Genomic DNA, 16,844 nt, shown 5'->3' on the forward strand with positions numbered 1-16,844 from the left:
TCTTCAAACGAGCTCGGGCCGGTCACGGGAAACCGCTCTCCACATTCGACGGCCGACGCGTCATACTGGTCTGTCTGACTCCTCGGCATATCGCCACCGTACGAGTCATCTGCCGGGTAGTACGTGACGTCCCACCCTTCCGCCTGCAGACATCGAGCTATCTTGGCCGATCGAGTCTCGGTCCTATCGGTCCCCTCGTTCGCGGACGCGCCTGTGTCAGATTCTGGAGACACGCGGTCGGCCGTGCACCCGAGTAAACAAGCGGCGACCACCGTACCCAGGAGATCAGGTCGACCGCGCAACAAGAAAATGTTGGCCCCATTGCTGATCGCAACACCGCCCTTGGCGCTTAGGAGTTGGAGTTGGAGTTAGGGTTACGGTTAGGGTTGTCCAACGTGAGCCCCAATCCCGCACCAACCCCACCGCCGGTGTGGCGCGCTGCAGGAATGCCGGCGCTCCTTGTTTTCACGGCCGCTGGATTCGCCGGTTTCTCTGCCCTCCTACCCGTCGTACCCCTTTGGGCGGTAACCGGCGGTGCGAATGAGGCCGGTGCCGGTCTCGTCAATGGAGTGTTGCTGCTGGCAACGGTTGTGACGCAGCCGTTCGTTCCCCGACTTCTCAGTCGTCTAGGAACCGGTCGCGTGTTGGCCGCTGGCCTGGTGCTTCTGGGGGTTCCGTCGTTGCTGTTTCTTTTCTCTGACCATCTGAATTGGATTTTGCTCCTCTCAATAGTGCGTGGCATAGGGTTTGGTGTGCTCACCGTGGCCGGATCGACCGTGGTGGCCAATCTCGTACCGCGTGCCCAACACGGTGCAGCCATCGGGGCCTGCGGTGCGGCAATCGCGGTGCCGCAAGTAGTTCTTTTCCCCCTCGGGCCATGGATGTCCGAGTCAGTGGGATTCTGGGCAGTTTTTGCAATCGGCACCCTGCCGATTCTGGGCATCAGTTCTGCGCCACAACTGGCCCGTGTTCTGCGGGAACAGACAGCCGAACGCGCTCTTCAGCCGCCGACCGAACCCACGACAACGGTGAACAACACGGGGACTGGGGGGCGGCTTCTGCTGGGCAGCCTCCTTGGCCCCATGCTTCTCCTTGGTGGCGTCACACTGGCCGGCGGTGCGCTCATCACCTTCGCGCCACAGATGAGTTCAGCGCCAGCCGCGACGGCCGGCGGACTCGCGCTGCTCACCTTCAGCGCGGCAGTGACTCGGTGGGGCGTTGGCGGACTAGCTGATCATTATGGCGCCCAGCGCTTTTTGTGGCCGCTGGTGCTGATATCAGTCATCGGTCTTATTCTCACCGCCACCGCGGTCGAGAATCCTGACGCGACGAGCATCCTGCTCTTCCTTGCAGGGCTGATCTTAGTCGGCATCGCTTTTGGTGGACTCCAGAACCTGACCCTGCTGCTGTCCCTCGCCGCGGTGAAACGGGGGCAGTACGGCACCGCCAGCGCTGTGTGGAACATAGGATTCGATTTGGGCACGGCAGTGGGCTCAGTGCTGATCGGTACACTCGCTGCCGGGCTGTCATTTTCCACGGCACTGCTCGTCGCGGCCGGCATCTGCCTCGCTACGCTTCCGCTCGCGCTCCGTGGCAAACCGCGCTACCCGCGTGCAGACATATAGCGGGTTGCGGATATCTCTCTCGACACGAGGCTCTAGCCAGGTCTCGACCCATAACAGGAAGAAGAATGCCCCGGACTTCGGCGGAAGTTCTGGGCAATTTTAGTGAATGCTGTCTAGCGGAAAGGGGACTTGAACCCGCGACACCATGATGATCTTGAACTGCATCTTCCCCACTTATCGAGCCTTCATTCACCCGTCGATCCCAGGAAATAAACTTGATCAGCGATCACCATGTTCACCCAGGGCCGACTGTCCGAGATATCCGCGGCAGGCCATTGCAACCTGTTATATCGGTTGGTGTCACGGAAGGTTTTGTCGGTCTTACAGGGTGAACGAAAATGATACTTTCAACCGTCTACAGGGTGCGTCCATACACTGAATGTTACGACAATTCATTATGAAACATGATCCTCCTACCGACTGTCTCAAGTCACGGTACGGGCGCACCACTCATCACATCAGCATTCACCAGTAACACGCAGAAATCGAACATCCACGCCGGCAGGCTGACCAGTCATAATTCTAGGCGCGCTAACGGTCTGCTAGGCTGCGCGAAGCATTGGTAGTCATTAGCAGTCATTAGCAGTCATTAGCAGTCATTGACAATGAATTACGGAGAATAAATGCTTATTGAAAAAGAGAATGCCCAGTTGGTTATGTTCAGTGGCGGACGAGACAGCACTCTGGTTGCTGCCCGCCTCATGCTCCAGGGGATCCCCGTCCACCTCTTCAGTGGAAATAGCGGATGCTCGCTCCACCGCGGACTGCTCACCCTTCGAGTTAAGGAGCTGCAGGCCCGCTTCGGTGACCTCGTCGTGACTCACGTAGTCAGTGACGTGAGCGGCGCCTTCCGGTCCATCGCAATAGCGAATATCGAGCACGATATCTTGACCCACCGCAAGAATCTCATCCTTCTCGGCGAGAAAATCGCCATCCACGCACACGCCGTCGACTACTGTCGTCGCACCGGCCTCGCCATTATGAACGATGGCATCGCTCGCTATCAGCAGGACTTCCCCGAGCAGCGCATGGTCGCCCGAGAGTACTTCGAGGGGTTCCTCGCTGAATATGGAATCGACTACCGCAGTCCTATCTACGAGTTCGCCACATCGGGCGACGACGTCAAATATCGCCTCCTTCAGCTCGGCCTCTCCACAAAGTCTTTGGAGGGTGTCTCTATCTTCGGCGACAGCTTCTCCACACCAACGGATGAGACCATCCTGGCCTACCTCCAGGAGAAGGAGGCCCTGAGTCACGACATCATCAACTTTCTCAGCGGGCGTTCGTTGGCCATTGGTCACGAGACGCGCGATCGGGCTGAGATTACTGGATGAGGAGAATCGACAAGGCGGCCGCTGTGATCCTCCGTGGCGGCTTACTCCTTGTGGTTCGAAAGCGTGGCTCGACGACTTTTATTTCCCCGGGAGGAAAACCGGAACCTGGGGAAAGAATGGACCAGGCCTTGGCACGTGAGCTCACAGAAGAGACCGGGCTGCATCTACGGTCTTGGCAACGGTTTGGGACCTACTCTGACCGCGCTGCCTTTGAGCCGTCTTCGACGGTGCGGATCGAGGTGTTTCTCGCTGAGGCGGACGGGACCGCAACCCCGGGTCAGGAAATCGAGGAGGTCGCCTGGATCGACGGCGGATTCCGAGAGGCAGGTATCGAGCTGGGCTCGATTTTCGATCATTTCGTGGTGCCCGCGCTCCTCGCCCAGGGGCTGCTGCGTCCGGGGTCGATGCCGAGTCTCGGTCGGCCTGCCGAGCGCACCATCATCGTCGACCTGGACGGCACCATCGCCTTCGACGGAGGCCACCCGGGACCCAAGGTGAGCGCGGCCCTGGACCATCTGGGCGAGCGAAGCGATATCCATCTGGTGGTGGCTACGTCACGCGCTCCTCGCGGAGCCCGCAAAATCATGGGTGCGTTGGCCGATCGAGTGGATGAGTGGTGGTGCTGCAACGGTGCCTTCCGGACTGGCCACGGAAGGGAGACCGAGACCACAGCGCTGCCGTGTGAACCCTTGAGGGCGATGATCGCGTGCCTTCGCGCAGAGGCCGTTCCCTTCTACCTTGAGTATGGCGACCGGTTTGTCGTCAGCGGCGGCGGCTTCTCGTGGATGGCCTATCCCGATCGGGCCGAGTACAGCCCCGACGCTGACCCTGACCTGGCGACTGTCATCAAGCTGGTTGTGGACTCGCAGGATTCTGCCTTGTGGATATGCCGACTCCGGGACTCGGCCGGCGACGACGTGGAGATATGTCTGCACGCCGGCGGGGTTATCGATATCACAGCCGCCGGCGTCACAAAAGCGAAGCCACTTGACCTCCGGATGAACGCTAACGGGTCAGTGGTTGTGGCGTTCGGCAACGACCTGAATGACCAAGAGTTGCTAGCCCGGGCCGACGTTGCGTTCGTGGTCGGCATCGGGTTACCCGGCCTGGAACGAGCCAGACATGTGCGCCGGGTATCAGCTGATGATGCCGCAGTGGCCACGGCTTTGTGGCACGTGGTGAGTATTCCAGCCTCCGATGAGCTCGAGGCCTGATGTGCGCACTGGACGCTGCGGCGTTACATCCAGATCTGCAGGTGTCTACCGGGCACGGACACTACTACGCTCAGGCAGCGGAGCTGCGGTCCACCATCACCTGCGCACTAGTCCGTGACCTGGGCGCGGGAGACTTCCGGCCCTATCTGCTTCATAATTCCACCTCCGCCTTGATGGCGGTGTTGTTCGCCGCGACCAACGCAGGCCGCAGCATCAATACCGAGGGCCCCATCGAACAGCACTACTCGCCTTATAATTTTCTGCTGCCGCGAGCCGGGCCATTAGCCGACTGGGAGCTGCGAACCCACGTCTCGCCGGTCACCGCAGTGGTCGATGAACTTGGTGGACGAAGCATCCGTATCGTCGACGCTGCACAGTCACTCGGTACTGTGCTCACCCCCGCGCTCCTGACAGGCAGCGACGTCGCGATCGCGCCTTTGCACAAGCACCTTGGCCTGGTGGTCGGCCTGGGACTGGTGCTGGTCCGCCGCGATGTCCCCGACCTGGAACCGGTTCATCGCGTCCTAAGGGTGGCCGAGTCAGGTGCCCAGTCTATCGAACTTCTTCGCCGCGCCGCTTCGGCGATCAAGAACCTTGACGGGAGGATAGCCAACCTGGCCCAAGTGAACGTCAGTCCGGAGCTGAGCGCGTGGTGTCTCGATCGCGGGCTTCGACCACTGGCGTCAGGGCCGGGTGCGCCGTATGTGTGCCTGACCACCACCGACGGCATTCCTGTCGCGGATCGACTGGCGCCGACGGGTTGGCGTCATTTCCGGGAGTTCAACACAGCCCGCTTCTCCTTCGTACGAAGAGGCAGGCCGGGCGAAGCGGCAGTCGATCACGTCCTCGAGTTCCGGATGGCCGTCAATCGGGCTCTGGGGCGCTGACAACGCATTTGCGTGATACGTGCAACGCCAACTACGACATGATTCCCGCCTGGATCAATCCGACCCGCGTATCTTTTGCGGTCCTCACGGTCCTACTCCTCGGTGCATTTATCACTTCAACAGTCACGCACCACAGACGTAAATTTCGAAGAACCTGAGGAATGGGAAACCTCTGAAATTTCCCGCTGCAGTTTTCTCCGAGAATCGATCGCACCCTGACGGTCCAACACGTCTCATCGCCGCAGGACCGTGTAAAGCATCCGGCGCAGACGACTTCCCAGATGCCCGAAGTGGTGTTCACCAGCTCCCTTCCGACATCTCACTAAAGGTTCCGCTTGCGAGCTCCTCTGGACAAGAATTCTCATTTGGACAAACTCTGCACGCTCCTGCATTTCGATCGTTTGACAGCCGTTCTTCGTGCGCTCCTCGGCGGCACGGGCGCTCTCGTCAACGACGCGGTGCGGCGCAACACGGACGGAACGACCAGCATCCCGACTGAGCACCCTCGCGACCGGCTAACGCTCGACTCCCAGAGCGTCGCAACCCGTCAACGACCGGCGAAATCGGCGAACAAGACGCGCGGTGAGGCGGCGAACCCGGTGCGTTCGTAGAGGTGGATTGCCTCGGGGCTGGAGTGCACCGTGACGTGTTCGAGGCCCAGCTGTCGAGCTTTGTCCAGAACGGCCGTCATCATCGTGTCGCCGATGCCGACGTTTCGTTCCTCGGGGACGACGTACACGCACTGCACGTCTCCGGAAGCACGATCGGTGGCGCGCGGGCTGGGCACGCGGGGTAGCACCGCCAGCCAGGCCATGCCGACGACCACTCCGCTGCGCATCGCCACGACCCGGTGATGTGTCTGCTCATGCGCGGACGCGAAAGCCACTACGGACGCCACGAAGTCCTCCCGGCTCACGACCGGAACTCCGCCCCGCTCCACCACCCACCGCCAGCGCAATCCCGCGATTGCCTCCGTCTCGAGTGCTTTGGCTTCACGCACCACGATCTTCGTCATCTCGCCAGTCTGCCCGATCGCACAACAGATGGTTCACGATGTGGTTCGCAGGGATCGCTTCCGCGCGGCAATTTAGATAGCGACGAAGGCATCCCTTCTTCTGCGTCCCGCAGGGGGTTCCTCTCAAGGTGCAGTCCACGCAAGGCATCGTCGACATTTCCAAGAATCGATAGTCAGCACCACAAGGCCGGCGCTACTCGGGCTGAGGTCGTCTGCCGACAAGGAACCAGATCACAGGACCTGCGATGGGAGCGAAAAGCACAATGAGCACCCAAATGGCCCGAGCGGTCGAACTCAACGAAGGTGCGCGCCGAATTTGCACCAGGGCCACCACGAGAGCCACGAGCATCACCACTACAACGCCGCTCCACGCGATGTCGTAGAAAGCTGGAATAAGCGGATTGTTCATCGTCGTCCCCCGGTTCGACAGGCATCCTGTCTGCCAAGCTGATCAGCAGGGAGGAGCACTGTCAAATTTCCACTCCGCGAGGCCGTGGAACCCCGACTTCTCAAGTTCGTCCGCACGAGGTTCGACTCCCGGGACGCGTTGCACCGGATGATTCGGCGGGCACGGGCCGTCGCGGAGCCGACAATACGCATTGGATCGCAGCAGCACTTGGGACGAGGGGCTAGCGCCCGACCAACATCTTGTATTCGGCGTCGTCTGGTTCGTAGCCGATACTATGAAGGCATGGCGAAAATCGATGATGATGGACACTCAGCCAAGGAACCTATCCGCTCAGCACCGCAAGATCCACCGTTTCAGGCCCTTCTTCCCAACCTAGAACGAATGTCACCATCGACATTCCGAAAGGGAACGGTTAGCCGCCGTCGTGTTAATCGGGCGCTGCTCGTGCTCCTTGCCGTCACCGGCCTCGCCGGAGCGATGATCGTCTCCTCCTTCATCCTCTGACTTCAGCCCAGAAAGCAGACGAGAGCGGACGGCACCACTATTCGTTCCGTTGATACCCGACAGCCGCAGTGTCCCGTGAGACGTTCCCCTTGCGAACAAAGAGAGCCCCGCCCGCTGTTGCGTCCGGATCCTGGCTGAGGTATCGACGTCCGTTAGAGCTTTGGACCAGAGGGTGGCTTGGCCGGCTCGATTGGCTTCCCTGTGGGGCGCGCATAGTAGGCCCACGGAAACCACATTGTTCCGATTCGGTGCCATCCGTCGCTCTCGAGGCTGTGTCGGCTGGATCCGAATGCGGCAACGCGTCGGTGTTCCCATTGCTCATCGGACTGGATGACGTCGTGGAAGTACATTCCATAGTCAATTGAATGCCAACCCGTGCGTCCCGCTTCGTCAAGCGCGTCCATCTCGTTGAACGCCGTCAGGGGAAACAGGCGACGCTTGTCCCCAGCATCATGAACGTCGATGCTGTCTATGACCCGTCCGAATCTCTGCTGGGCTGCTTGCCGGCTCATGCCAAGTCGCTGCCCAATACGTTCCCAGCTCACGCCCGCCTGACGAGCAGACGTGACGGCAAGATGCAGGAGCTGACTGATCTCCGCCGCGCTTCGGGATGTCAGATCAATGAGGTCTAGATAAGAGTCGGGGTCGTGTTCTAGGCGCCCCGCCAGGGTTGGGTCAACCGCCGCAAGCGCCTCGGACAGGGCGCGGCGCAGATCGTCCTCGGCCGGCTCGGGTTCTTGGCTCACCGGTCGCGGGGTGGCTTGGGGCGTGCGATCACTACGGCTAGGGAAGCCCCAGCTGCGCCGATCAACAACACGGCGACAACGAGCATGACGACCTTGATCGCAACGGAAGCCACAAGAAGGGAGGACAGCGCGAGGCCAACGGAAGCAAGCGCGAGAAATGTAGATGCGAATGCTGCCCGCGATTTCAGGGCCGAATTTTCAGGAATCATGTGTCAATCATAGATTGACTAATTCTTTTGTCAACTATGGATTGACTTGCGATCCGTATCGGTCCCGACTGGTGCGTTTCGCGTTGTCGCCGTGGACTTATTTGACCCGCCGCTCCGCTTGAGGTTGGTGATAAGAGGCGGACTCCCTCCGATAAGTCCATTTACTGGAAGCTCACGCCTGCGGGTGACTAATACCTGGTGAAGCTGCGAGCAGCGCGTCGCGAGGACGTTGAGGGAGGAACCGAGTCTGCGGGTCACACGGGGGCAAATGCGAATCAGATTTCCACCGCTTAGGCCGTGAACTTTGGCGATGTGGCCGGGCGTCGCCCGTCGGGTACTGGACGGGTAAGTGCCATTCGCGGGCACGGAAACAAGGCCCGGCTGGCGACTCCAGGACATCGTGAACGATGCGGCGAGTCACAAACCCGCAACCGTAGGCGTTCTTTCCCGTGCTTCCAGCGGAGCGGAGGGGGCTGCTCCAAATCAGCCCTTCTCCTTTTGGATCCAATCAAATATGAGTTTTCCCGGCAGGCGTCACCCAGTGCATATATGCGCCGCCGTCGTCCCAGCTGCGGTGTACCCCGGCGAGGCGCTCCGATTCGGCCAACAGCTTCATCAGCTGCCGTGTGACGACGGTCAAGCGGTCCAGGCCGGCCAGTTCATTCCCTGGGGGAAGCTGAGCTAGGACCGCAACCCATGCCTCCCAAAGTGGCGCGGCGTAGTGCTGCCAGCGCGCATTTTCTGCCACTGATGCAGGCAGTTCAACGCCGCGGACTCTGGACTCAGCTGCGGCGAATGCCATCGCCTTCCATAGATTTGTGCATGCAGTGCCCTGGATCCTGGCCGCTTCCGGCACGTCGGACGGGACGTTTTGTCTCGCTTGGTCAACTTCGCCTCCAAAGTGATCGAGATCATCGCCCAGATTTTCGATGAAGGATCCAGGGTAGGGGAACGCTAGTTCTGCGCTGGTCTGAGCTCGATATTCCTCCACGATTGTTCCCGCTTCGGTCGCGTAGTAGACCTCCGAAGCGGTCGTGATTTTCATTTCGCTGAAGACCGCCTCGCTATCCTCGGCTTGATCATGATTCAGTGCGTGCACGGCTTCATGCGCAGCCATCCCAAGAACGTACGATACGCGCCAGGCGAGTTGTTCCTGCGACTCGTCGTCACTTCCGCAAATTAATCCGGAGGGAACATAAATGGTCGCCCCACCCTCCGCGTTTCGCATGGTCTTCGCACTCACAAAGTTGGCTCCTCGTTTCGTCCCGTAGGTGACCTTGACGCCTCTAGCGTCGAAGTTGTCCTGTACCGACTGAACAAAGTCGCCGGTGATGACGATGAGAGCATCCGGCGCAGTCTGAATAATGGTTCCGACGATGGCCTTCAGTACAAGGCCCGGTGTAGCGTTTTGATCGCCTAGAACGGCGATCACGTCGTCGGGCAAATACTCGGTCTTGATGCTGACGGGCGCTTCGTCAGCGGGTCTCGCGGTGTCGGTCGTCATGTGGACGACCATACATGTTCTGGATTGGGTGGGCCGTGGTGAGATCGTAGAGGTACTCGGGGCCGGCTCGGTGGCAGAACTGTCTCGCTAGGGGTTCCCGACGAGGTGGCTCCTAGGCGCGACAGTGCCGCCGCCGTTCGTCCTTAACGGATGTATGAGACGCAGCGGTCGCCCCACCTCCACGACCCAGCCGTGAAGATGTCCCGGTTGCAGTCGAGAGGCGGCCTGATCCTGTGGATCAGGCTGGGGCCCTTCCGATTGGACGCAACACGATCCAGTCGTCGTCGGCTTGCTGTTGGTACGCCCCGCGACTAGTCCCTAGCTCAACCTCAGTAAGTTGGGCCACATAGCCGGCGAGCGTCCATGTCGTCTGCCCGTCGGTTGCACGGAGCGACTTTGTCGGGTCTGGTGACGGCAGGTCCCCGAGAGCCATCGCGATAGAAAATTCCTGTCCTTCGGGAAATACGGCGCCTGGCCTTGCGAGGGTTTGGAGCGGGCCGAAACCCGCGACGCGAAAAGTCAGGCTATGTTCACTAACTTCGTAGCCCTCGACTGCCGAGTAAGCGCCCGGATACGGCCAACCCGCTGCTACCGGTGCATTGAGGCGCTGTTGATAGGACTCGGCGACGCTCGCCGCCAGGCGGCGACTGACTTCCTGGGATTCCTGCTCGACGAACTCTGCAACGCACGTCATACCGTCCAGAGTCGCGATGCGTGACGAGTCAACGCCTAGAGCTTCCAGCCGCCGAGCGACTTCTGATGCTTCGGGGTTCACTATGAGGACTTCAGATTTGGATTCTGACAGAGTCCTCGCGAGCAAGCTCGCGAGGTTCGTATCTGTCAGGGGAAGTGAGTAGCCAATCAGGACAACTCGATCGGCTTGTTCGAGTTCGCGGCGGGCTTCCCGCCAGATGAAGCGCGTCTTCGGATTGTCGAAGTAGCGGCTCTTCGTGGATGTAGGCGGAACAATGAACGGGGAGCGTCCGCCAATCACCGGAACGAGGTCCTCCATCTTTCGTCCGGGACCCACCTCGACACGATCCAGCGTCGCACCACTAGTGTCCCCGGGGAAGTAGTGCCAGTCGGTGGAGCCATGCAGCTTGTAGACGCGAAGCGTTGGATGGCGGACAAAACCCTGCGGGACGGCCATGAACACGCCCCTCCCATTGGGAAATCCGACGACGGCATCCATGGGTTGGAGGAATTCGCGCTCGTCGCGGTAGCCGCGCTGGTGCAAACCTTGCTCAACTAATGTGTCGTAGTTGAGCGTGATAATGGGCGTTTGAGCATGATGCGCGAGGTCAATGAACGCGTCAAACCAGGCCGCCAGATCGGTCGACGCAGACGTCTCGCGTCGTCGCAGGACCTCCGCGATCGTGGCCTGGGTTGCGGTGAAGACCGCCAGCTGCGCGTACGCCTCCGGCTCGTCTTCGTAGGGCTGGCGCTCGGCAAGCCATGTGAGCCAAGCTTCAAAGGTCAGGCCGGCAGCCGAAAACTGTGGTGCAGCGAAGCTTAGGTTCGGCCTTCGTCTCCGCAGTTCTTCCAACGCCTCTCTGCCGAGTTCATCCGTCAGAGGCATGGCCGAGGATGCTGCTCTCGAGAATCCAGCGCCCAGCAGCCACGCGTCCCGCTTCGGGCTCAGCGGAAACTCAGTGTTTCGTCCGCTCATGCCTGGCACAGTCCGTCCGTGGACACTTTGGCAATGTGCAGCGCCCTGCGGACCCTCTGTTCCAATAGAGTCGGGTCAATTCCACGGTTCGCGGCGAGAACGGTCCAGTAGAGTGCGAGCGATTCCCCGCGCCTGACCACGGTGTAGATGACGGTCGGGAGGCCGACGCTGCATAAGGTCATGAGCCAAACGTACCGAGTGCGAGCTAGCGCGTCTGCCCAAACTGCAAGCTCAAGCTAAACTCTGGAATCGTTAGACGGCTACGACAACGAATAGGCAGCAACCGCATCGCGGGCAACGGATTGCGCGACCGGGATTGGGACCGCATTGCCCCGCAAGATGCCGGTAGACACGCCTCTGAAAACCTAGGCCCGTGGGTGTGGCGAAACGATTCGGAGCAGCATCCAGGCCGCTACTAACGCCGGCCGGCGAGCCAATTGGGACTTTGGATTCTATTCATGCCCTTCCGCTGGCGACCGCGGGGAGTTCAATTCTCGAATTAGCGTCGCACGGTCGATTCGTCCCGCTCAGGGTTCGGCTTACGGACATCAAAGCTTGATCTGTCGGAATGGGGCGATTGGCGTCAGGCTATCTCGGTCCTCAGCCTTGGGCGCTGAGGAATCGGATCGTGTCGCATTGTGTCCGAAGAACTGGAGCGTGCAGCGAGCCGGGTTTGAAAGGTCGGCGGTTTGCCTCCTGCCAGAGCGTTCGTTAGAGCCGTGACGGAACGTGCTGCGCGACAGAGGTCTCGTTTGTAGCCGATAAGAGCGCCAGGGCTGCGGCATCGGTTGAGCCGGGTTCGGCAGCGTGCGTCATCATTCGGTGTCCGCTGGCACCCGGGAGGTGGAGGACCTCGAAACTGAGGTCGAAGTCCCCAACCTCGGGGTGGTGGAAACGCTTGACACCGCTCACGCATTGTTGAACCGGGTGCTTCGTCCACATCGCAGCGAAGTCGAGGCTCTTGAGCGTGAGTTCGCCGATGAGCTGGGTCAGCTCGGCGTCGTCCTGGTGTTGGGCGGCGATGAACCTTAGGGATGCCACCGCGAGGGAGGCCTCGTCACGCCAGTTGCGGTAGAGGTCTTTCGTGTGGGGGTCGAGGAAGAGCATCCGGGTGAGGTTTGGCCGATCAAATGGCCGGCTTGGCGCGTCAAAGTCGGTGTGCCCGGCGACGAGCAGATGCCCGAGCGGGTTCCAGGCCAGGACTTCGTTCCTTCGGCCCATGATCACGGTCGGAACATTGGCCATCGCGTTCAGAAGACGTATCGTGCCGGGCGTTGCCTGGTCGGGTTTGCCCGGCGTGCGGCGCTTGGCTTTGGCGGGTCGCGCCAAGTCGTGCAGGTGCACCTTCTCATCGTCAGTCAGGTTCAACGCCCGCCCGATTGAGTCGATGACGGATTCGGAGGCGTTAGCCGATTGGCCCTGCTCCAAACGTGTGTAGTACGTGGCCGACACGCCGGCGAGTTGAGCGAGTTCCTCGCGCCTGAGGCCGGGCACCCGACGGGCACCATAGGAAGTGATCCCGGCCCCCTCGGGGGTGAGTTGCGCGCGCCGAGCTCGAAGGAACTCGCCGAGTTCTTCTGTGTGGTTCATACCAGCCATGGTTACATTCTCGACTGTCTGGGCGAATCGAGCCTGTCCCTGTCAGTGCCAGGCACCGCGGGGGTGGGAAGACGCGGGTCTGGTTGATGCGCGCACGGTGGCCCACTGTGGCATTGGGCCGGTTTTCTCGGCGCCCACGAATCGTTTCCTCTACCGAAAGGACGGGCATGTCCAACACCGTTCAAACCAGCGACCACGCCGTCAGCCAGGCAGACCCCGCCGGTGATGCCACGAGATTGACGGGGCGGCAACGCCTCGCCCTCTTCGTCTTACTCACGGCCAGTTTCACGCTTGCCGTGGATTTCTCGATCCTGAACGTGGCGTTGCCCACCATCGGCGCCGACATTGGATTCAGCCTCGATCATTTGCAATGGATCGCGACCTCGTTTGCCCTGTGCGCGGCAGGGTTCACCCTGTTCTTCGGCCGGATCGCTGACCTGTTCGGTCGTCGACGCCTCTTCCTCCTCGGCATGGCCCTGCTGGGCGTCTCCTCTCTCGTCGGCGGTTTCGCACAGGAACCAGTGTTGATGATCGTCGCCCGGGTGGCCCAGGGGCTCGCGACGGCGATGGTCCTACCAGCGGCACTATCGCTTTTGACGACGTCGTTTCCCGAAGGACCACAGCGAAACAAAGCGCTCGGCCTCAACGGCGCTTTGATGGCGGCAGGGTTCACAACCGGGGCGATCCTCGGCGGTGTCCTCACCGACCTGCTGAGCTGGCGGTGGGCATTCTTCATCAACGTTTTCGTCGCGGTGGTGGTCTTGGCGATTGCGCCTTTTGTCCTGAAGGAAAGCCGTCCCAACGAACGCCCCAGGCTTGACTTCGCCGGCGCTGCCACCGTGACCCTCGGGCTTCTCGCTCTTGTCTACGGGCTGACCACGGCGGGCGAAACCTCGTGGGTAAACCCGTTGGCGTGGGGCGCGATCCTAACTGGCTTCGTCTTACTGGTCGGCTTCTGGGAGATCGAGAAGCGGGTGGCGCATCCGTTAGTACCCGTCGCTATCCTCAAACGGAAAACTGTAACCTGGGGCAACATCGCCGGGCTCCTGGCCTTCGCCACCGAAACCTCCCTGGTGTTCCTGCTGACCCTGTACCTGCAGGAAGTACTCGGCTACTCACCGCTCGCGGCTGGACTCTCGTTCGCTGTCCTCGGAGCGGGAACCGTACTCGGCGGAATCATCGGCCCGAAAGTCATTGGCACACTCGGAGCACGCCGTGCAATCGTCGCCGGGTTCCTGCTCCAGGCAGCTGCCACGATTCCGCTCATGTTCCTCGGGCCCGACTCCGACTGGCTCCTTCTCCTACTCGTCGCCACCTTCATCGGGGGTGTCGCAAACCTGGTTGCGATCGTCGGATACGTCGTCACCTCAACCTCCGGCCTACCCGTTGCGGAACAGGGCCTGGCGACCGGCCTGGTCACGATGAGCCAGCAGGTCGGAATCACGATGGGAATCCCGATCATGTCCGCGATCGTGACCGCACGGATGAATGCCCTCGGCGACACCGGACCCGCCGGAGTCCTCGGGGGTGTCACGACCGCCATCGGCGTGAACGCATTGCTGTGCGTGCTGGCCGCCGCAGCCATCGCGCTATTTCTTCGCCCCACCAAGTCAGACAAGGCCAACGCATGAACAAGCCCACCGTCCTCGTCATCGGACCGCACGGAGTCGTCGGAGGCGCAATCGCCAGAAATCTAACCGCCGACGAAACGTGGGACGTGATCACCGCTTCACGCCGCGGTGCCCCGGCCGGCCTGAACGCGAGACATCTCAGCGTCGACCTGTTGAACCCGCAGGCGCTTACCGACGCCGAGACCCTCGGCCAGGTCACCCACCTCGTCTACGCCGCCTATGCTGAACGCCCGACGATGGCTGAGACCACCGCGCCGAACCTTACGATGCTCACACATGTCCTCGACGGCCTCACAGCAGTCGGCGCACCGCTCGAACACGTAGTTCTCATCGGCGGAGGGAAATCGTATGGGGAACACCTCGGAGCGTACAAGACGCCGGCGAAAGAATCCGATCCAAGGTTCCTGGGTCCGATCTTCTACAACGACCAGGAAGACCTGCTCGCGTCCCGCGCCGACCGAGACGGGTTCACCTACTCAGTGCTCCGCCCCGACGTGGTGATCGGGTTTAGCCTTGGCTCACCGATGAATCTCCTCAATACCATCGGCGTCTACGCCTCACTATCCAAAGCGGCCGGCGTTCCGCTGCGGTTCCCCGGAACCGCGGGCGCGTGGACAGCACTGCACCAGATCACGGATGCTGACCTCCTCGCTTCAGCGGTGAGCTGGGCGCTCACCGCTGACGCCGCACGAGGTGAGATCTTCAACGTCACTAACGGCGACCAGTTCCGGTGGAAACACATTTGGGAAGACATCGCCAACGCATTCAACATGCCGACCGCGGCCCCGCAACTGATGAGCCTCGCCGCGCAGATGTTCGACAAGGAGCCAGCCTGGAACGCTCTGCGCGCTGCCCACGGGCTGCGGCCGATTCCGTATGGACAACTCACCTCGTGGCAGTTCACGGATAGCCTCTGGTCTGCCGACTTCGACATGGTCCAGAGCACCATCAAGATACGTCAGGCCGGCTTTCCGGACAGCCTCGACTCACATCACAACATCGCCACGAAACTCCGGCAGCTTCGACGAGACAAGTACGTGCCCTGACATGCGTCCGCTCGCGCAACCAAGCCCGCAGACCATTCCGATCGTGAAGTGACACCGCCAGACACGCTCAAACAGCGCGATGACGAGGCTAACGTCGACATCTCTTGATAAAGGGGCAACCCGGCCAAGCCAAATGGGATTACGACAGCGCCGACTGTCCCGGTCAGAGTTCCGCATGCGGGCGTTATGAACGTGCGTGGCGATTCGATCCTCTGATTCAATGACTGGATGCGCACATTCACTAACGTCCCCAAGGCCACTGTCGGCGATCGAGTCGCGATCCTATCCCCGGCGTTTGCGGCTCCTGCGGTGTCCGAGGCCGTTCACGAGCAGGCGATGCGACGCCTCACAGAAGTTACTGGGCTTGTGCCGGTTGAGTATCGGACGACACGGCAGCTCGGTGCGAGCGCCGAGGCGCGAGCTGCCGATATTGAGGCGGCGTTCGCTGATCCGAGTATTCGGGCGGTTCTTGCAACGATCGGAGGGGATGATCAGATCACCGTCATCCCACACATCGACACCGACATCCTCGCCTCAAACCCTAAACCGTTCCTCGGATACAGTGACAACACGAACCTGCACAACCTTCTCTGGAACCTCGGGGTGCCCAGCTACTACGGTGGCTCAACACAAGTCCACCTCGGACCAGGCCCGCATGTCGATGACGTGCATGTGGCTTCACTGCGTGCGGCGCTTCTTGACGGAGGCATTATCGACCTCACCGATCCGGGCGAGTCCGAAGACTTCGGCATCTCGTGGACTGATCGCCGCGCTCTAGAGGAGTTCGGTATTCGTGAACCGACCGAACCGTGGGCATGGGCGGGCGCAACAACGGTGGCCGAAGGTCCAACGTGGGGCGGATGCATCGAAGTCATTGATCAGATCGCTCTCGCCAACCGGATGCCCGACGTCGCCGACCTGGACGGGGCGATTCTCTTGCTCGAAACCAGCGAGGAACTCCCAAATGCCGACACGGTGAAGCGTTGGGTGCGTGCCCTGGGCGAGCGAGGAGTTCTCGATGCCGTCGCCGGTGTTCTCGTTGCCCGACCACCCGTCAGCGAACTGCATTCAGCCGTCCCATTAGCGAACGAGCGCACTCGACTGCGCGCAGTTCAGCGCGACACCATCATCGAACAAGTCGCCCGATATAACTCCGAAGCCGTGATCTGTGTCGGAGTGCCATTTGGACACACCAGACCGCAGTGGATCGTCCCGCACGGCAACACGATCCGGCTCGACGGCATAGCCCGGACAGTCAGCGCGGACTACAACTGAAGTCAGCGCACTGCGTTTCGAAACGTCCGCCGCACAACTAACGGTGGCGACTCCACGCTCACACCGTTGCCGTCCCGCAGAGGGTTCGGCGGATTCAACCGGTCGTCGCAACGATGGGTATTTCTGGCTCTGACAGTAGTCGTTGCATGGCTTGAGTGGGTGTGATGCCGCCGAGTG

At 61.0% G+C, this 16,844-nt stretch carries 15 protein-coding genes; 8 read left to right on the plus strand and 7 right to left on the minus strand.

All coding sequences use genetic code 11. From position 1 onward, the window contains the following. Positions 1-446 precede the first annotated feature (446 nt). The 4 genes from BMW72_RS17105 to BMW72_RS17120 all read left to right on the plus strand — a co-directional run bounded on the left by BMW72_RS17105 (position 447) and on the right by BMW72_RS17120 (position 5,060). On the plus strand, positions 447-1,625 hold the full coding sequence (locus BMW72_RS17105; RefSeq protein ID WP_051973715.1) for an MFS transporter: 1,179 nt from the start codon (positions 447-449) through the stop codon (positions 1,623-1,625). A gap of 623 nt (positions 1,626-2,248) precedes the next feature. After that, positions 2,249-2,959 carry an adenine nucleotide alpha hydrolase family protein gene (locus BMW72_RS17110; protein ID WP_198416363.1) on the plus strand — a complete coding sequence of 237 codons (711 nt, stop codon included), beginning with the start codon at positions 2,249-2,251 and terminating at the stop codon, positions 2,957-2,959. Beyond that, complete coding sequence (locus BMW72_RS17115; protein WP_081882460.1) at positions 2,956-4,173, plus strand: HAD hydrolase family protein; 1,218 nt, start codon at positions 2,956-2,958, stop codon at positions 4,171-4,173. Before BMW72_RS17110 ends, BMW72_RS17115 begins: the two co-directional genes overlap by 4 nt. Next, positions 4,173-5,060, plus strand: coding sequence for a DUF6024 family protein (locus tag BMW72_RS17120; RefSeq protein ID WP_035879775.1), 888 nt, complete (start codon positions 4,173-4,175; stop codon positions 5,058-5,060). Before BMW72_RS17115 ends, BMW72_RS17120 begins: the two co-directional genes overlap by 1 nt. Before the next feature lie 547 nt (positions 5,061-5,607). Here BMW72_RS17120 and BMW72_RS17125 read toward each other — a convergent pair. Beyond that, the gene (locus BMW72_RS17125; protein WP_092112710.1) at positions 5,608-6,075 is read right to left on the minus strand and encodes a GNAT family N-acetyltransferase; all 468 of its coding nucleotides are present in this window, start codon (positions 6,073-6,075) and stop codon (positions 5,608-5,610) included. A 193-nt stretch (positions 6,076-6,268) separates the two neighbouring features. Further along, positions 6,269-6,484: a PLD nuclease N-terminal domain-containing protein gene (locus tag BMW72_RS17130; RefSeq protein ID WP_035880385.1), complete on the minus strand. Its 216-nt coding sequence runs from the start codon at positions 6,482-6,484 to the stop codon at positions 6,269-6,271. A gap of 381 nt (positions 6,485-6,865) precedes the next feature. On the opposite strand from BMW72_RS17130, the gene BMW72_RS19540 reads away from it, so the two are divergent. Beyond that, positions 6,866-6,988 carry a hypothetical protein gene (locus BMW72_RS19540; RefSeq protein WP_255351543.1) on the plus strand — a complete coding sequence of 41 codons (123 nt, stop codon included), beginning with the start codon at positions 6,866-6,868 and terminating at the stop codon, positions 6,986-6,988. A gap of 152 nt (positions 6,989-7,140) precedes the next feature. On the opposite strand, the gene BMW72_RS17135 is transcribed toward BMW72_RS19540, so the two are convergent. From BMW72_RS17135 to BMW72_RS17160, 5 genes are all read right to left on the minus strand, one after another. Further along, a complete protein-coding gene (locus BMW72_RS17135; protein WP_092112712.1) occupies positions 7,141-7,734 on the minus strand; it encodes a hypothetical protein in 594 nt (197 codons plus the stop codon). After that, a complete protein-coding gene (locus BMW72_RS17140) occupies positions 7,731-7,943 on the minus strand; it encodes a hypothetical protein (RefSeq protein WP_092112714.1) in 213 nt (70 codons plus the stop codon). The genes BMW72_RS17135 and BMW72_RS17140 overlap by 4 nt, the downstream gene beginning before the upstream one ends. A gap of 508 nt (positions 7,944-8,451) precedes the next feature. Beyond that, positions 8,452-9,447: a hypothetical protein gene (locus BMW72_RS17145; RefSeq protein WP_134450451.1), complete on the minus strand. Its 996-nt coding sequence runs from the start codon at positions 9,445-9,447 to the stop codon at positions 8,452-8,454. Between the two features lie 238 nt (positions 9,448-9,685). After that, a complete protein-coding gene (locus tag BMW72_RS17150) occupies positions 9,686-11,026 on the minus strand; it encodes an SIR2 family protein (protein WP_166787812.1) in 1,341 nt (446 codons plus the stop codon). 801 nt (positions 11,027-11,827) lie between these two features. Continuing rightward, positions 11,828-12,706: a helix-turn-helix transcriptional regulator gene (locus tag BMW72_RS17160; RefSeq protein WP_092112730.1), complete on the minus strand. Its 879-nt coding sequence runs from the start codon at positions 12,704-12,706 to the stop codon at positions 11,828-11,830. A 176-nt stretch (positions 12,707-12,882) separates the two neighbouring features. Here BMW72_RS17160 and BMW72_RS17165 point away from each other — a divergent pair, with 176 nt between their 5' ends. The 3 genes from BMW72_RS17165 (at position 12,883) to BMW72_RS17175 (ending at position 16,667) form a co-directional block, all read left to right on the plus strand. Further along, positions 12,883-14,346 (plus strand): MFS transporter, encoded by a 1,464-nt coding sequence (locus BMW72_RS17165; protein WP_092112722.1) that lies wholly within the window; start codon positions 12,883-12,885, stop codon positions 14,344-14,346. Continuing rightward, positions 14,343-15,392 (plus strand): SDR family oxidoreductase, encoded by a 1,050-nt coding sequence (locus BMW72_RS17170; RefSeq protein ID WP_092112724.1) that lies wholly within the window; start codon positions 14,343-14,345, stop codon positions 15,390-15,392. Before BMW72_RS17165 ends, BMW72_RS17170 begins: the two co-directional genes overlap by 4 nt. A gap of 228 nt (positions 15,393-15,620) precedes the next feature. Next, on the plus strand, positions 15,621-16,667 hold the full coding sequence (locus tag BMW72_RS17175; RefSeq protein ID WP_092112726.1) for a S66 family peptidase: 1,047 nt from the start codon (positions 15,621-15,623) through the stop codon (positions 16,665-16,667). Positions 16,668-16,844: the final 177 nt, after the last annotated feature.

The sequence above is a fragment of the Cryobacterium luteum genome (assembly GCF_900110125.1).
GTDB classification, from domain to species: domain Bacteria; phylum Actinomycetota; class Actinomycetes; order Actinomycetales; family Microbacteriaceae; genus Cryobacterium; species Cryobacterium luteum.

Coding starts and splice junctions, on each gene's coding strand:
- BMW72_RS17145 (WP_134450451.1), bottom strand. CDS start 9,447: ATGACGACCGACACCGCGAGACCCGCTGACGAAGCGCCCGTCAGCATC.
- BMW72_RS17140 (WP_092112714.1), bottom strand. CDS start 7,943: ATGATTCCTGAAAATTCGGCCCTGAAATCGCGGGCAGCATTCGCATCT.
- BMW72_RS17150 (WP_166787812.1), bottom strand. CDS start 11,026: ATGCCTCTGACGGATGAACTCGGCAGAGAGGCGTTGGAAGAACTGCGG.
- BMW72_RS17130 (WP_035880385.1), bottom strand. CDS start 6,484: ATGAACAATCCGCTTATTCCAGCTTTCTACGACATCGCGTGGAGCGGC.
- BMW72_RS17165 (WP_092112722.1), top strand. CDS start 12,883: ATGTCCAACACCGTTCAAACCAGCGACCACGCCGTCAGCCAGGCAGAC.
- BMW72_RS19540 (WP_255351543.1), top strand. CDS start 6,866: ATGTCACCATCGACATTCCGAAAGGGAACGGTTAGCCGCCGTCGTGTT.
- BMW72_RS17170 (WP_092112724.1), top strand. CDS start 14,343: ATGAACAAGCCCACCGTCCTCGTCATCGGACCGCACGGAGTCGTCGGA.
- BMW72_RS17105 (WP_051973715.1), top strand. CDS start 447: ATGCCGGCGCTCCTTGTTTTCACGGCCGCTGGATTCGCCGGTTTCTCT.
- BMW72_RS17115 (WP_081882460.1), top strand. CDS start 2,956: ATGAGGAGAATCGACAAGGCGGCCGCTGTGATCCTCCGTGGCGGCTTA.
- BMW72_RS17110 (WP_198416363.1), top strand. CDS start 2,249: ATGCTTATTGAAAAAGAGAATGCCCAGTTGGTTATGTTCAGTGGCGGA.
- BMW72_RS17160 (WP_092112730.1), bottom strand. CDS start 12,706: ATGAACCACACAGAAGAACTCGGCGAGTTCCTTCGAGCTCGGCGCGCG.
- BMW72_RS17125 (WP_092112710.1), bottom strand. CDS start 6,075: ATGACGAAGATCGTGGTGCGTGAAGCCAAAGCACTCGAGACGGAGGCA.
- BMW72_RS17120 (WP_035879775.1), top strand. CDS start 4,173: ATGTGCGCACTGGACGCTGCGGCGTTACATCCAGATCTGCAGGTGTCT.
- BMW72_RS17175 (WP_092112726.1), top strand. CDS start 15,621: ATGCGCACATTCACTAACGTCCCCAAGGCCACTGTCGGCGATCGAGTC.